Consider the following 15,171-nt stretch of genomic DNA (forward strand, 5'->3'; position numbering starts at 1 on the left):
CAAGCGCAGCTAAAAACGCCCCGACATTGGTTGGGGCGTTTTGCTTTCAGGCGTTCATCAACAGCGCCTGCGGGCAGTTGTCACGCAAACAGTCCAGCAGCGTGGCGAATGCAGGCACCATCTGTTCTTCCGTCAGACAGGCGAACCCCAACAGCAGCCCCTGCTTGCGCTGGGCGGTCAGGTAATAACGCGAAAGCGGACGTACCAGAATATTTTGCGCATTGGCGCTGGCCGCGACGGCGACATCATCCACCTCATCCGGCAGGTTGAGGATCAAATGCAGCCCGGCATTATCGCTGAAATCCGACAGCGCCCGCGTCCCACAGTGACGTTCAATCAGCTCGGTGAGAAAGGCGCGACGGCGGCTGTATAACAAACGCATACGGCGGATGTGCGCCGAATAATGTCCGCCGTTGATAAACTCTGCCAGCGCCATCTGAATCAGTGAATGCCCACCGCGATACAGCTCCGCATGGGCGCTTTTCAGGGCGTGCGCCAGCGGGCGGGGCAGCACCATATAACCCAGTCGAAGCCCCGGATAGAGCGTTTTACTGAAGGTGCCGATATAAACGACTGGCGCATCCGGCACCAGACCCTGCAACGCCGGGATCGGTTGTCCAGAAAAGCGAAACTCGCTGTCATAGTCGTCTTCCACAATCCAACTGCCGTACTGCCGGGCGAGTGCCAGCAGCCGCTGACGACGCTCAAGACTCATCACCGCGCCCAGCGGGTACTGATGAGAGGGCGTAACGAAGATCAGACGCGGTGCTTCATCCGGCCTGTCGGGCGGCGCGAGGCCGCTGGCATCAACGGGGACAGGCGTAATGCGTAGATCGTTCATCGCCAGCACATGGCGGATCCCCCAGTAGGAGGGTTCCTCCACCCACGCCAGGTCGCCGGTATCAGCCAGCATCCGCGTCACCAGGTCGATAGCCTGGTGGATCCCCTCCGTGATAAGTATTTGATCTGCCTGACAGCGCACACCCCGGGCGACGCGCAGATAATCCACCAACGCATGTTGCAGTTCCGGCGTCCCGCCATTGCAGCTGTAGCTCAGCCGTTCCGGCTTCGGTCGACGGCTGATGCGTGCCTGTAACTTACTGAAAAGTGGATGGGGAAAGGCATTGACGTCGGGAACGCCGGGAATAAATGCTCCCCATTGTCGTGGGCTGGCGCTGACGTGCTGCAGCAAAAAATGGCCGCGCTGCGAAACGGAGGATGCCTGTGCGGCCGTCTCACTGTTTTCCACCCCGGCTGCCGCCGTTAAAAAGGTATCGGGGGTGGTTTGTGCGACGAATGTCCCGCTTCCTCGTCGGGAAACCACATATCCTTCCGCCAGCAATTGTTCATAAGTTGTTAATATGGTGTTTCTGGAAATCCCGAGCTCGCCCGCGAGATCGCGCGATGCGGGCAAGCGGCTATGCGGCGGTAAAGAACCGTCGAGAATCGCCCGGCGAAGCGCGTTGTAGAGCCGTTTGTGCAGGAATTCATCCTGTTCCTGCTGGAGTCTGACCAACAGGAGATCGCCCACTAATGCCCGCAATTGGATCCCTCAGATATTCTGAATTGGTACTCGATTATAGGGCCAACACCTGTGTAAATAAACGTCATCGTTTCGAATTTGTTGCAATAAAGTGACATTCATAACAGGAGATCCGAGGGTGAAAAGTTCAGAACTGAATCAGCGCCGCCAGCAGGCGACTCCCCGTGGTGTTGGTGTGATGTGCGACTACTTTGTCGAAAAGGCCGAAAACGCCACAATTTGGGACATTGAAGGCAAAGAAGTGATCGATTTTGCCGCCGGGATCGCCGTCCTTAACACCGGCCACCGCCACCCGAAAATTGTCGCGGCGGTAGAAAAACAGCTTCAGGCGTTTACCCATACCGCCTACCAGATTGTGCCTTACGAGAGCTACGTGTCGCTGGCGGAGCGCATCAACGCCATTGCGCCGATCGACGGTCCGGCGAAAACCGCGTTTTTCACCACCGGCGCCGAAGCGGTTGAAAACGCGGTCAAAATTGCCCGCGCCCATACCGGTCGTCCGGGGTTGATCACCTTCGGCGGCGGGTTTCACGGACGTACCTTCATGACCATGGCGCTGACCGGCAAAGTGGCGCCTTACAAAATAGGTTTTGGGCCTTTCCCCGGTTCGGTCTATCACGCTGTGTACCCGAACGCGGCTCACGGCGTGACCGTCGAGGACGCGATCAAAAGCCTGGAGCGCCTCTTTAAGGCCGATATCGCCGCGGATCAGGTCGCTGCCATTGTTATTGAGCCGATTCAGGGCGAGGGCGGTTTTAACGTCGCGCCTGCGGCGTTTATGCAGGCGTTGCGTAAAATTTGCGATACCCACGGCATTCTGCTGATTGCGGATGAAGTGCAGACCGGCTTTGCCCGTACCGGCAAGGTCTTTGCGATGCAGCACTATGACGTGAAGCCCGACCTGATGACGATGGCGAAAAGCCTGGCGGGCGGCTTCCCGCTCTCTGGCGTTGTGGGGCGTGCTGAGGTAATGGATGCGCCTGCTCCCGGTGGGCTGGGCGGTACCTACGCCGGTAATCCGCTGGCGGTTGCCGCCGCGCACGCGGTGCTGGACATCATTGAAGAAGAGCAATTGTGCCAGCGGGCGAGCCAGCTGGGCGAGCATCTGAAAGAAGTGCTGAATCAGGCGCGCGAGCACTGCCCGGCGATTGTTGACGTTCGGGGACTCGGTTCGATGGTAGCGGTGGAATTTAACGATCCGCAAACCGGCGAACCGTCTGCCGAATTTACCCGCGAGGTCCAGCGCAAAGCGCAGGAAAACGGCCTGCTGCTGTTGAGTTGTGGCGTATATGGCAACGTCATACGTTTTCTTTATCCCTTAACGATCCCGGATGCGCAGTTCTCTAAAGCGCTGGATATTCTGACCCGCGCGCTACGGGGCTGACGCACCCGGACCGGCAGGCAGCGGCAGGGAAGCCTCTACGACAACTGAGTTGTTCCCGTTCAGCGTGAGTGGTTAATCACCCTGATATCACCTTTTTTCCGGCGGCGCTCGTCGCCGGAGTAAAACGGAATCTATGGTCACTCCCGTTTTTGCAACACCGATTTTGACGACAAGTTGGCTTGCTTGAATCTATCCGGCGTCTGAATGGGATTTTATTCCCGCGCCTTGATGAGTTCCGCGCCTGATGAACCTCCAGAAAATATACGGCTTCAATGAGCCTTTCCGTTTTACAGGTTCCTCAACAGGCCGGTGGGCCGTTAGTATCATCAATATCAGTATTCGCAAAACCAGATCAGTAATTCTTTAAACCGGTGTATTTCTGCCGTTATGCTACATAAGTTTGCTGTCGTGCCGTTAGGGCCCAGGCTATTCTGGCCAGCTTGTTTGCCAGAGCACAAGTGACGACAAAGTTGCTTTTCCGGCACAGTAAATCCCTGACCCAATCGGCCAATTTGCCAGACTGGTGTTCCAGTTTTTGTATGAATACCCTGGCACACTGAACCAACAAAGTTCGGATCTTTTTATTACCTCGCTTACTAATTCCCAGCAATGTCGTCCTACCTCCCGTGCTGTACTGCCGAGGTACAAGCCCTGTTGCCGCCGCAAAGTCACGGCTGCTGGCGTACTGCTTCCCGTCGCCAATCTCAGTTGAAATAGTACTCGCTGTCAGTGTTCCGACGCAGGGAATGCTCAGCAAGCGCTGTCCAACCTCATCTTCGTCCAACTTTCGTTTCAACTGGGATTCCAGATCTTTAATCTGCTCAACAAGATAGTGATAATGCTGTTGTAATTTCAGCAATAACTGGCTGAGGTAAAGAGGCAAACTATTATCCTCAAGAATGGTACTCAGTCGGCTAATAACGGCAGCTCCTCGGGGAACGCTAATGCCAAATTCCAGCAGAAAAGCATGCATTTGATTGGTTGTTTTCACCTTATCCTGAACCAGGGATTCACGGACACGATGCAGAGCCCGCATTGCCTGCTGAGATTCCGTTCTGGGCTGCACAAAACGCATAGACGGACGCGATGCAGCTTCACAAATAGCTTCGGCGTCGACAAAGTCGTTTTTATTGCTTTTAACGAACGGGCGGACAAATTGTGGTGATATCAGCTTTGGGGAATGCCCCAACTCTTCCAACTTGCGTGCCATAAAGTGAGAACCGCCACAGGCTTCCATTGCGATGGTTGTAGCGGGGCATGTCGCCAAAAATTCGATCAACTTTGGCCGGGTAAATTTTTTACGGTAAACAGCCTTCCCGCGACGATCCTGGCAATGAATATGGAAAGAGTTTTTACCCAGATCGATACCAATGAGCGCAATGTTTTCCATGATAGTTCTCCGAATGAAAGCCTGTCCTCAGCATAGTACCGGGAAGGAGGGAGTGACCATCTCATTAAATATTATGTCTGAAAACTCCACCTTTTCTCCGGCGCTGACGCGTCGGGAGCGTACCGCTGTACCCGCTAAATCGTTGAGCTTTGTTGAGGGCGTGTCGATGATCGTCGGCACCAACATCGGCGCAGGGGTATTATCCATCGCTTACGCCTCCAGCAAAGCGGGTTTCCTGCCGCTGTTGTTCTGGCTGGTGCTGGTTGGCAGCCTGACCACCATCACCATGTTGTACGTTGCAGAATCCACCCTTCGCACCCGCAAGCATCTACAGCTCAGCGGTTTGTCGCACCGTTACGTCGGACGGTTTGGGGCGCTGATGATGTTTATGTCCGTCTGCGTCAACAGCGTCGGCGCGCTCATCGCCTACATGACCGGTAGCGGCAAACTGTTGCACTCGTTATTGGGGATTTCGCCCGCGCTCGGCAGCGCGCTGTTTTTTATTCCGGCGGCCGGCGTGCTTTATCTTGGCCTGAAGGCAATTGGTCGCGGGGAGAAATTTATCAGCATCGGGATGGTCGTCATGATCGCTGTGCTGATCGTCGCCACGATGCTGAAAGAGACTACTCAGGTACGCTATCTGCTGGACGGCAACTGGCTGTACATGGTGCCGGTGTTTAACGTGGTAGCGTTTTGCTTCTCCGCGCAGTACATCGTGCCGGAAATGGCGCGCGGCTTTGTCGATAAGCCGGAAAAACTGCCAAAAGCGATTATGGCCGGAATGGCGATTACTTTCAGCCTGCTGGCGCTGGTGCCGATGTCGGTCATCATGTTAAACGGCCTCGATAACATTACCGATGTGGCGACCATCTCATGGGGACGCGCGTTGGGAGAGTGGGCTTTCTTCTCGGCGAACCTGTTTGCGCTGTGCGCCATGTTGACTTCGTACTGGGGGCTGGGCGGCAGCTTTCTGACCAATATTTTCGATCAGTTTCGCCTGGGCGATGATGCGCAACCGTTGAAGCGCTTTCTGGTGCTGGTGGTGGTGGCCGTACCGCCGTTTATCCTTGCCTACAGCGGTATGGTGTCGTTTGTAAATGCGCTCTATTTCGCCGGGGTGTTCAGCGGCGTGATTCTGTCGATTATGCCCATTCTCATGTTAAAAGGCGCGCGTCAGCGCGGCGATGTAACGCCTGGCTGGACCTGCCCGGCATGGATTACTCATCCTGTTATTCAGGGATTCATCGTATTGCTTTACCTGTGCAGCGCCGTGTATGCCATTGCTTCTGCGCTGGGTTACCTTCCGGCTGGCTGGTAATCCGGTATTTTACTCCCCCGCGTCTTCCGGAAGGACGCGGTTTTTTTTTGTCACTCATTTGTTACATTCGCCGCAATTTAGTCTTTTCAAACGCCAGTAAATAACGGTATGTTTAGCATAGTGTGCTGCAAAAGCGCGAAAGGCAGCCCTTGAGATAGCTATCATATGCTTTTCTTATTTCATATAACAGAATAATGCGCTGACAAACAACATCATAACAAATGCAAAAACCACAATAATGGGGAGCTTCAGGATGAATATGAAGGGTAAAACGTTACTGGCAGGATGTATTGCCTTAATGATGAGCAGCCCGGCGCTGGCGGAAGATATCAAAGTCGCCGTGGTCGGCGCGATGTCTGGTCCGGTCGCGCAGTACGGCGACCAGGAATTTACCGGTGCGGAGCAGGCCATCGCCGATATCAATGCCAAGGGCGGCATCAAGGGAAATAAGCTGGTTGCGGTAAAATATGACGACGCCTGTGACCCGAAACAGGCTGTCGCGGTGGCGAACAAGGTTATCAATGACGGCATTAAATATGTCATCGGTCACCTGTGCTCCTCATCGACTCAACCCGCGTCTGATATCTACGAAGATGAAGGCATCCTGATGATCACCCCGGCTGCCACCGCGCCGGAGCTGACCGCGCGTGGCTATCAGTTGGTGCTGCGCACCACTGGTCTGGATTCCGATCAGGGACCGACCGCCGCGAAATACATTCTGGAAAAGGTGAAGCCGCAGCGCATCGCCATCGTCCACGACAAACAGCAGTACGGTGAAGGGCTGGCGCGCGCGGTGCAGGATGGCCTGAAAAAAGGCAACGCGAACGTGGTGTTCTTTGACGGCATTACCGCCGGAGAGAAAGACTTCTCCACGCTGGTGGCGCGTCTGAAGAAAGAGAATATCGATTTTGTGTATTACGGGGGCTATCACCCGGAAATGGGGCAGATCCTACGCCAGGCGCGTGCCGCCGGTCTGAAAACCCAGTTTATGGGGCCGGAAGGGGTGGCGAACGTCTCGCTGTCTAACATCGCCGGTGAGTCTGCGGAAGGTCTGCTGGTGACCAAGCCGAAGAACTACGATCAGGTTCCGGCGAACAAACCCATCGTGGACGCGATCAAAGCGAAGAAACAGGATCCAAGCGGCGCGTTTGTGTGGACCACCTACGCCGCGTTGCAGTCTCTGCAGGCGGGCCTGAACCAGTCCGATGATCCGGCGGAAATCGCGAAATACCTGAAAGGGAATACCGTCGAAACCGTTATGGGGCCGCTGTCATGGGATGAGAAGGGCGATCTGAAGGGCTTCGAGTTCGGGGTCTTTAACTGGCACGCTAACGGTACGGCGACCGACGCCAAATAATTTTCCCGTCGTTTTTCTACAGTATGGAACGTCCGGGAAAACGCCGAAAACCTCAATGCCGGATGACGCTTACGCTTAACCGGCATTAGTGAACAGCGATATGCAGGCCGGGTATGGCGACGCCACCCGGCTTTTTAACGTTTCTCCCAGCCATCCTGCTGCGCGGTAAAACCCGACGCCTGCATAAACGCCGCCATCACGCCGCGGTCTTCCACGCCGACGTCCGCCATCCACCAGGAGGAGACGTTAGGGTTATCGCGTATGACTTCTTCCACAAGATACTGCCCTACGCCGCGACGACGCGTGATCTCACGCACCCGCAGGGAATCCAGCGCGCCCTGCGCTCCGCTTAGCGTCACGCGTACCGCGCCCAGCAGACGCTCATTGAAACGCGCGGCGTAAATCCGGTGCGTTTCATCTACGCTTAACGAGGCGGCGGAATATTCCGGCCAGATTTTGCCCAGATCTATCAGATCCTGATCGCTAAGGTGTTCTAATCGAATGATGGTCAGCTTCATCGACAGCATGTCCAAATCACAAAAGAGAGCGTCAGTGTACCGAAAATTTTTAGCTGGATGCTTTCACTTTTTTAATTCATTTGGCAGGTGATTAGTTTTTTGTCAGTCGCAACCTTAGCGCGAAACGTCAGAGAATGAAAAACAGGCAGGATATTCCCCTGGAAGGTAGTGATTTATTCGGCTCTTTGTCCCGTTATTTTATGCTGACAAACGCGCTTTTTTTTGTTTATCTATGGTGAAAAGCAGAATATTATCTGTTCTTAATAGACTGAAAAATAGGGGTTTTACTCTGTTTTTGTCAAAAACACTGCGCTAAACCATTAATCAGACTGGTAAAAAACAGTGTAGTACAAAAAAAACACAGTCTTCTTTTTACGCATACAAATAAAAAATAAGTACACTTCGTCACGAATGGGGATTCAGTATGAAACGGAATGCGAAAACAGTTATCGCAGGCGTCATTGCATTAGCGATGTCGCAGGCGGCAATGGCAGATGAGATCAAGGTTGCCGTTGTGGGCGCGATGTCCGGGCCGGTCGCCCAGTGGGGCGATATGGAATTTAACGGCGCGCGTCAGGCCATTAAAGACATCAACGCCAAAGGCGGTATCAAGGGCGACAAACTGGTGGGCGTAGAGTACGACGACGCCTGCGATCCGAAACAGGCCGTTGCGGTCGCCAACAAAATTGTCAATGACGGCATTCAGTACGTGATTGGCCATCTGTGTTCTTCTTCTACCCAACCTGCATCGGATATTTACGAGGATGAAGGCATCCTGATGATCTCCCCGGGGGCGACGAATCCGGAGCTGACCCAGCGTGGTTATGCGCACATCATGCGTACCGCCGGGCTGGACTCCTCTCAAGGGCCGACCGCGGCAAAATACATTCTGGAGAAGGTGAAGCCGCAGCGCATCGCCATCATTCACGACAAACAGCAGTACGGTGAAGGGCTGGCGCGCTCCGTACAGGACGGCCTGAAAGCGGCGAACGCCAATATTGTCTTCTTCGACGGTATTACCGCCGGTGAAAAAGATTTCTCCGCGCTGCTTGCCCGTCTGCAAAAAGAGAACATCGACTTTGTTTATTACGGCGGGTACTACCCGGAGATGGGACAAATGCTGCGTCAGGCGCGTTCGGTTGGCCTGAAAACCCAGTTTATGGGGCCGGAAGGGGTCGGTAATGCGTCGCTGTCGAACATCGCCGGTGATGCCGCAGAAGGCATGCTGGTGACGATGCCGAAACGTTATGACCAGGATCCAGCCAACAAAGCGATTGTCGATGCGTTGAAAGCAGACAAAAAAGATCCAAGCGGTCCTTATGTGTGGATCACCTATGCGGCGGTGCAGTCGCTGGCAACCGCAATGGACCGTTCCGGCAGCAAAGCGCCGCTGGATCTGGTGAAAGATTTAAAAGCGAACGGTGCTGACACCGTGATTGGGCCGCTGAAATGGGATGAAAAAGGCGATCTGAAGGGATTTGAATTTGGTGTCTTTCAGTGGCACGCCGACGGTTCGTCCACCGCCGCGAAGTAATTCCTGAAGACAAGTTATCCCACCGCCCGCGCAAAACGGGCGGGTTGAGAAAGGTTACCTTATGTCCGAGCAGTTCCTCTATTTTCTGCAGCAGATGTTTAACGGCGTCACGCTGGGAAGTACCTACGCGCTGATCGCTATTGGTTACACCATGGTGTACGGCATTATTGGCATGATCAACTTCGCCCACGGCGAGGTTTACATGATCGGCAGCTATGTCTCATTCATGATCATCGCCGCGCTAATGATGATGGGTATTGATACCAGTTGGCTGCTGGTGGCGGCCGGGTTTGTCGGGGCGATCGTCATCGCCAGCGCCTACGGCTGGAGTATTGAGCGGGTGGCCTACCGGCCGGTGCGCAACTCCAAGCGCCTGATTGCGCTGATTTCCGCGATTGGGATGTCCATCTTTCTGCAAAACTACGTCAGCCTGACCCAGGGCTCGCGTGATGTCGCGCTGCCAAGCCTGTTTAACGGCCAGTGGATTGTGGGGGCCAGCGAACACTTTTCGGCCAGCATTACCACCATGCAACTGGTGATCTGGATCGTCACCTTCCTCGCCATGCTGGCATTGACCCTTTTCATCCGTTATTCCCGCATGGGACGTGCCTGCCGCGCCTGCGCCGAAGATCTGAAAATGGCCAGCCTGCTGGGGATCAACACCGACCGCGTGATTGCGCTGACCTTCGTGATCGGCGCGGCGATGGCGGCGGTGGCGGGTGTTCTGCTCGGTCAGTTCTACGGGGTGATCAACCCCTACATCGGTTTTATGGCCGGGATGAAAGCCTTCACCGCCGCAGTGCTTGGCGGGATCGGCAGTATTCCGGGGGCGATGATTGGCGGCCTGATTCTCGGCGTCGCCGAAGCGCTTTCTTCTGCTTATCTCAGTACGGAATATAAAGACGTGGTGTCGTTCGCGCTGCTGATTCTGGTGCTGCTGGTGATGCCGACCGGTATTCTGGGTCGTCCGGAGGTAGAGAAAGTATGAAACCGATGCATTTTGCAATGGCGCTGCTCTCTGCCGCCATGTTCTTTGTACTGGCTGGCGTCTTTATGGGCGTTCAGCTGGAGCTTGACGGCACGAAGCTGGTGGTGGATATCGCTGCCGACATCCGCTGGCAGTGGGTGTTTATTGGCACCGCAGTGGTTTTTTTCTTCCAGCTTCTGCGTCCGGCGTTCCAGAAAGGGCTGAAAAGCGTTTCCGGGCCTAAGTTCATTCTGCCGGCCATTGATGGCTCAACGGTTAAACAGAAGCTGTTTCTGATTGCGCTGTTGGTGGTGGCCGTCGCGTGGCCGTTTATGGTGTCGCGCGGTACGGTGGATATCGCCACCCTGACGATGATTTACATCATCCTCGGTCTGGGACTGAACGTAGTGGTGGGACTGTCCGGGCTGTTGGTGCTGGGTTACGGCGGTTTCTACGCAATTGGCGCTTACACCTTTGCGTTGCTGAACCACTATTACGGCCTCGGTTTCTGGACCTGCCTGCCGCTGGCGGGGCTGGTGGCCGCTGCCGCCGGCTTCCTGCTCGGCTTTCCGGTGCTGCGCCTGCGCGGCGACTATCTGGCGATTGTGACCTTAGGGTTTGGCGAAATCGTCCGCATCCTGTTACTCAATAATACCGAAGTGACCGGCGGGCCGAACGGCATCAGCCAGATCCCGAAACCGACGCTGTTTGGTCTCGAGTTCAGCCGTAGCGCCCGTGAAGGCGGCTGGGATACCTTCAGCAATTTCTTCGGTGTGAAGTATGACCCGTCCGATCGCGTTATCTTCCTGTATCTGGTGGCGTTACTGCTGGTGGTGCTGAGCCTGTTTGTTATCAATCGTCTGCTGCGTATGCCGCTGGGTCGCGCGTGGGAAGCTTTGCGTGAAGATGAGATCGCCTGCCGCTCGCTGGGTCTGAGCCCGACGCGTATCAAACTGACCGCATTTACCATCAGCGCCGCGTTCGCCGGTTTCGCCGGGACGCTTTTCGCCGCGCGCCAGGGCTTTGTCAGCCCGGAATCATTCACTTTTGCCGAATCGGCGTTTGTGCTGGCAATTGTGGTATTGGGGGGAATGGGCTCGCAGTTTGCGGTGATCCTTGCGGCGGTATTGCTGGTGGTTTCGCGCGAGCTGATGCGTGATTTCAATGAATACAGCATGTTGATGCTGGGTGGTTTGATGGTGCTGATGATGATCTGGCGTCCGCAGGGCTTGCTGCCGATGACCCGTCCACAGTTGAAGCTGAAAAACGGGGAAGCGAAAGGAGAGCAGGCATGAGTCAGCCATTATTATCGGTTAACGGCCTGATGATGCGCTTCGGTGGTCTGTTAGCGGTCAACAACGTTGATCTGGAACTGCATCCCCAGGAGATTGTTTCGCTGATTGGGCCGAACGGCGCCGGGAAAACCACGGTCTTTAACTGCCTGACCGGGTTTTACAAACCGACCGGCGGTACGATCATGCTGCGCGATCAGCACCTTGAAGGGCTGCCGGGCCAGCAGATTGCCCGTATGGGCGTAGTTCGCACTTTCCAGCACGTACGTCTGTTTCGTGAAATGACGGTGATCGAGAATCTGCTGGTGGCGCAGCACCAACAGCTGAAAACCGGCGTGTTTTCCGGTCTGCTGAAGACACCCTCGTTTCGCCGGGCCCAGAGTGAAGCGCTGGACCGCGCCGCCACCTGGCTTGAGCGTATCGGTTTGTTAGAGCACGCCAACCGACAGGCCAGCAACCTGGCTTACGGCGATCAGCGTCGTCTGGAAATCGCGCGTTGCATGGTGACCCAACCGGACATTCTGATGCTCGACGAACCGGCTGCGGGGTTGAACCCGAAAGAGACGAAAGAGCTGGACGAACTGATCGCTGAGCTGCGCAATCATCACAACACCACCATCTTGCTGATTGAGCACGATATGAAGTTGGTGATGGGGATTTCTGACCGGATTTACGTGGTGAATCAGGGCACGCCGCTGGCGAACGGGACGCCGGAGCAGATTCGTAATAACCCGGACGTGATCCGCGCATACCTTGGTGAGGCCTAAGATGGAAAAAGTCATGTTGTCCTTTGATAAAGTCAGTGCCCACTACGGAAAAATCCAGGCGCTGCATGAGGTGAGCTTGCATATCAATCAGGGGGAAATCGTGACTCTGATTGGCGCTAACGGCGCAGGGAAAACCACGCTGCTCGGTACGCTGTGCGGCGACCCGCGCGCAACCAGCGGTCGGATTGTCTTTGATGACAAAGACATTACCGACTGGCAAACCGCCAAAATCATGCGTGAAGCGGTGGCGATTGTCCCGGAAGGGCGCCGCGTTTTTTCCCGTATGACGGTAGAAGAGAACCTGGCGATGGGCGGTTTTTTTGCCGAGCGCGACCAATTCCAGGAGCGCATCAAAGGGGTCTATGAACTGTTTCCGCGTCTGCACGAACGCCGTATTCAGCGAGCGGGAACCATGTCTGGCGGCGAGCAGCAAATGCTGGCGATTGGTCGCGCGCTGATGAGCCAGCCGCGCCTGCTGCTGCTGGACGAACCGTCGCTGGGACTTGCGCCTATTATCATCCAGCAGATTTTCGACACCATTGAGCAACTGCGCGAGCAGGGAATGACCATCTTCCTCGTCGAACAGAACGCCAACCAGGCGCTAAAGCTCGCTGACCGTGGATACGTGTTGGAAAACGGTCACGTCGTGCTCTCCGATACGGGCGACGCCCTGTTGGCGAATGAGGCGGTGCGCAGCGCTTACCTCGGCGGGTAACCGCCTGTCATGCCCGTATGCGTGCAGCATCCGGGCTGACAACACCGTGCTCCCCAGGCCGGGTAAAGCGAAGCCGCCCCCCGGCCTTTTTGTTTCTTGTACGTTTTAGTTGTACAATTATTTTGTACTTAAAAGGGGGGATTATGCGTACGATGAATTATAGCGAAGCACGGCAGAATCTGGCCTCAGCGCTGGATTCCGCAGCGACCGGAACGCCAGTAACTATCACGCGTCGGGGGCATAAGCCCGCGGTTATCATCAGCGCTGAAGAATTTGAGCGCTATCAGGCAGCGAAGCTGGATGCCGAATTTGATGCCATCATGGGGATTCACGGCAGTGAAATAAGGGAACTGGCTGATAAATGACTCTGCAATTTATCTCAGCGGAAGAGATCGTTTTGTTTCATGACAAACTGCTGAGCATCACACCCGGTGTGGCGGGAATGGCGGATCCCGGTCGGGCGGAAGCCCTTCTGTACCGGGTGTTGAATAAATATGAGCACGAAGGCGTAACCGATATCAGGATCCTTGCGGCAATGCATTTGTTGGCAATCTCACGCGGTCATATCTTCAATGATGGTAATAAGCGTACGGCGCTCTTTATTACGCTACTGTTTCTCAAACGTAACGGCATATCGCTGAAGGCTAATCCAGATTTTGTGGCGATGACGGTGGAGGCGGCGGCAGGCCGTTTGTCGCTTGAACAGATTGTTCAGCGTCTCCGTTGTTAACATATAGCCCGTATGCGTGCAGCATCCGGGCTGACAACACCGTGCTCCCCAGGCAGGGTAAGGCGAAGCCGCCCCCGGCTTTTATTCATAACACTTTTCATATTTCCATCATCCCGTTGACGCCTGGCTGTCATCTTTTTGTAAATAAACGGTTATTTTTCTGTCATTCGCGCATGGCATGTTAACTCGCGAACAAAAAACGCGTGATATCGCGCATCCGGCACAACAAGAGAGATAACCGAATGACATCGTTACGACATACAGCGTTAGGCGTGGCGTTAAGCCTGGCATTCGTGGGAAATGCTATGGCCGTGACCACCATTCCGTTCTGGCATTCTATGGAAGGCGAGCTGGGGAAAGAGGTGGATTCTCTGGCGCAACGTTTTAATGCCGCCAATCCGGATTACAAAATTGTGCCGGTGTACAAAGGCAACTACGAACAGAGTCTGAGCGCGGGCATCGCCGCCTTCCGTACCGGCAACGCGCCGGCGTTGCTTCAGGTGTACGAAGTAGGCACGGCGACGATGATGGCGTCGAAGGCTATCAAGCCCGTTTATGAGGTGTTCAAAGACGCGGGTATTCATTTTGATGAGTCACAGTTCGTGCCGACCGTCTCCGGTTACTACACCGATTCCAAAACCGGTCACCTGTTGTCTCAGCCGTTTAACAGCTCCACTCCGGTGTTGTATTACAACAAAGACGCCTTCCAAAAAGCCGGGTTAGACCCCGAACAACCACCAAAAACCTGGCAGGATCTGGCCGACTACACTGCGAAGCTGAAAGCGGCAGGGATGAAGTGCGGCTACGCCAGCGGCTGGCAGGGCTGGATCCAGATCGAAAACTTCAGCGCCTGGCATGGTCTGCCAGTGGCGACCAAAAACAACGGTTTTGACGGTACTGACGCGGTGCTGGAATTTAACAAGCCGGAGCAGGTGAAACACATCACCCTGTTGCAGGAACTCAATAAGAAGGGCGATTTCAGCTACTTCGGACGTAAAGACGAATCCACCGAGAAGTTCTACAACGGTGACTGCGCCATTACCACCGCTTCCTCTGGTTCGCTGGCAGACATTCGTCACTACGCCAAATTTAACTACGGCGTGGGCATGATGCCGTACGATGCCGACGTAAAAGGCGCGCCGCAGAACGCCATTATCGGCGGGGCGAGCCTGTGGGTGATGCAGGGGAAAGACAAAGAGACCTACAAAGGCGTGGCGACGTTCCTCGACTTCCTGGCGAAACCGGAAAACGCTGCTGAATGGCATCAGAAAACCGGCTATCTGCCGATCACCAAAGCTGCCTACGATCTGACCCGCGAACAGGGTTTTTATGACAAAAATCCGGGCGCGGATATCGCTACGCGTCAGATGCTGAACAAACCGCCGTTACCGTTCACCAAAGGCCTGCGTCTGGGCAATATGCCGCAAATCCGTACCATTGTGGACGAAGAGCTGGAAAGCGTATGGACCGGCAAGAAAACCCCGCAACAGGCACTGGATTCTGCGGTAGAGCGCGGAAATCAACTGCTACGCCGCTTCGAGCAGTCGACCAAATCGTAATGTGAGTTGCCCGGTGGCTTCAGCTTACCGGGCCGACAAGAGTGTAAGCCGGGTAAGCCGAAGCCGCCGCCCGGCGCTGTTCAGGAAAGCCAATTTT

Annotated in this window: 14 protein-coding genes; 11 read left to right on the forward strand and 3 right to left on the reverse strand. The window is 55.1% G+C overall.

Features of this window, described 5'->3' with window-relative positions; genetic code table 11:
• Window positions 1–46 precede the first annotated feature (46 nt).
• Window positions 47–1,543 (reverse strand): MocR-like pyridoxine biosynthesis transcription factor PdxR, encoded by a 1,497-nt coding sequence (gene pdxR, locus JY391_RS01575; RefSeq protein WP_211935132.1) that lies wholly within the window; start codon window positions 1,541–1,543, stop codon window positions 47–49.
• 118 nt (window positions 1,544–1,661) lie between these two features.
• On the opposite strand from pdxR, the gene JY391_RS01580 reads away from it, so the two are divergent.
• Entirely contained in the window at window positions 1,662–2,927 is a 1,266-nt protein-coding gene (locus JY391_RS01580; protein ID WP_181822398.1) for a 4-aminobutyrate--2-oxoglutarate transaminase, read from the forward strand.
• A gap of 385 nt (window positions 2,928–3,312) precedes the next feature.
• Here the strand turns inward: JY391_RS01580 and JY391_RS01585 are convergent, their stop codons facing one another.
• Window positions 3,313–4,317, reverse strand: coding sequence for an IS110-like element IS4321 family transposase (locus tag JY391_RS01585; protein ID WP_000427623.1), 1,005 nt, complete (start codon window positions 4,315–4,317; stop codon window positions 3,313–3,315).
• A gap of 73 nt (window positions 4,318–4,390) precedes the next feature.
• Between JY391_RS01585 and JY391_RS01590 the strand changes: the two genes are divergently transcribed.
• Window positions 4,391–5,635 (forward strand): aromatic amino acid transport family protein, encoded by a 1,245-nt coding sequence (locus JY391_RS01590; RefSeq protein WP_211935765.1) that lies wholly within the window; start codon window positions 4,391–4,393, stop codon window positions 5,633–5,635.
• 253 nt (window positions 5,636–5,888) lie between these two features.
• Window positions 5,889–6,992 (forward strand): branched chain amino acid ABC transporter substrate-binding protein LivJ, encoded by a 1,104-nt coding sequence (livJ, locus tag JY391_RS01595; protein WP_120714933.1) that lies wholly within the window; start codon window positions 5,889–5,891, stop codon window positions 6,990–6,992.
• Between the two features lie 134 nt (window positions 6,993–7,126).
• Here livJ and panM read toward each other — a convergent pair whose 3' ends face one another.
• On the reverse strand, window positions 7,127–7,510 hold the full coding sequence (gene panM / locus JY391_RS01600) for an aspartate 1-decarboxylase autocleavage activator PanM (RefSeq protein ID WP_211935766.1): 384 nt from the start codon (window positions 7,508–7,510) through the stop codon (window positions 7,127–7,129).
• 424 nt (window positions 7,511–7,934) lie between these two features.
• Between panM and livK the strand changes: the two genes are divergently transcribed.
• The 8 genes from livK (at window position 7,935) to ugpB (ending at window position 15,074) form a co-directional block, all read left to right on the forward strand.
• On the forward strand, window positions 7,935–9,044 hold the full coding sequence (livK, locus tag JY391_RS01605; RefSeq protein ID WP_181822399.1) for a high-affinity branched-chain amino acid ABC transporter substrate-binding protein LivK: 1,110 nt from the start codon (window positions 7,935–7,937) through the stop codon (window positions 9,042–9,044).
• Between the two features lie 61 nt (window positions 9,045–9,105).
• Complete coding sequence (livH, locus tag JY391_RS01610) at window positions 9,106–10,032, forward strand: high-affinity branched-chain amino acid ABC transporter permease LivH (RefSeq protein ID WP_042286511.1); 927 nt, start codon at window positions 9,106–9,108, stop codon at window positions 10,030–10,032.
• Window positions 10,029–11,306: a branched chain amino acid ABC transporter permease LivM gene (gene livM / locus JY391_RS01615; protein ID WP_181822400.1), complete on the forward strand. Its 1,278-nt coding sequence runs from the start codon at window positions 10,029–10,031 to the stop codon at window positions 11,304–11,306. Before livH ends, livM begins: the two co-directional genes overlap by 4 nt.
• Window positions 11,303–12,070, forward strand: a complete 768-nt coding sequence (gene livG, locus JY391_RS01620) for a high-affinity branched-chain amino acid ABC transporter ATP-binding protein LivG (RefSeq protein WP_042286506.1) — start codon at window positions 11,303–11,305, stop codon at window positions 12,068–12,070. Before livM ends, livG begins: the two co-directional genes overlap by 4 nt.
• Before the next feature lies 1 nt (window position 12,071).
• Window positions 12,072–12,785: a high-affinity branched-chain amino acid ABC transporter ATP-binding protein LivF gene (gene livF / locus JY391_RS01625; protein WP_181822401.1), complete on the forward strand. Its 714-nt coding sequence runs from the start codon at window positions 12,072–12,074 to the stop codon at window positions 12,783–12,785.
• Window positions 12,786–12,928: 143 nt separating this feature from the next.
• On the forward strand, window positions 12,929–13,150 hold the full coding sequence (locus tag JY391_RS01630; RefSeq protein WP_060571155.1) for a type II toxin-antitoxin system Phd/YefM family antitoxin: 222 nt from the start codon (window positions 12,929–12,931) through the stop codon (window positions 13,148–13,150).
• On the forward strand, window positions 13,147–13,515 hold the full coding sequence (locus tag JY391_RS01635; protein ID WP_211935133.1) for a type II toxin-antitoxin system death-on-curing family toxin: 369 nt from the start codon (window positions 13,147–13,149) through the stop codon (window positions 13,513–13,515). Before JY391_RS01630 ends, JY391_RS01635 begins: the two co-directional genes overlap by 4 nt.
• A 242-nt stretch (window positions 13,516–13,757) precedes the next feature.
• On the forward strand, window positions 13,758–15,074 hold the full coding sequence (ugpB, locus tag JY391_RS01640) for a sn-glycerol-3-phosphate ABC transporter substrate-binding protein UgpB (protein ID WP_181822402.1): 1,317 nt from the start codon (window positions 13,758–13,760) through the stop codon (window positions 15,072–15,074).
• Window positions 15,075–15,171 lie beyond the last annotated feature (97 nt).

This window comes from Citrobacter sedlakii, assembly GCF_018128425.1.
GTDB classification, from domain to species: domain Bacteria; phylum Pseudomonadota; class Gammaproteobacteria; order Enterobacterales; family Enterobacteriaceae; genus Citrobacter_A; species Citrobacter_A sedlakii.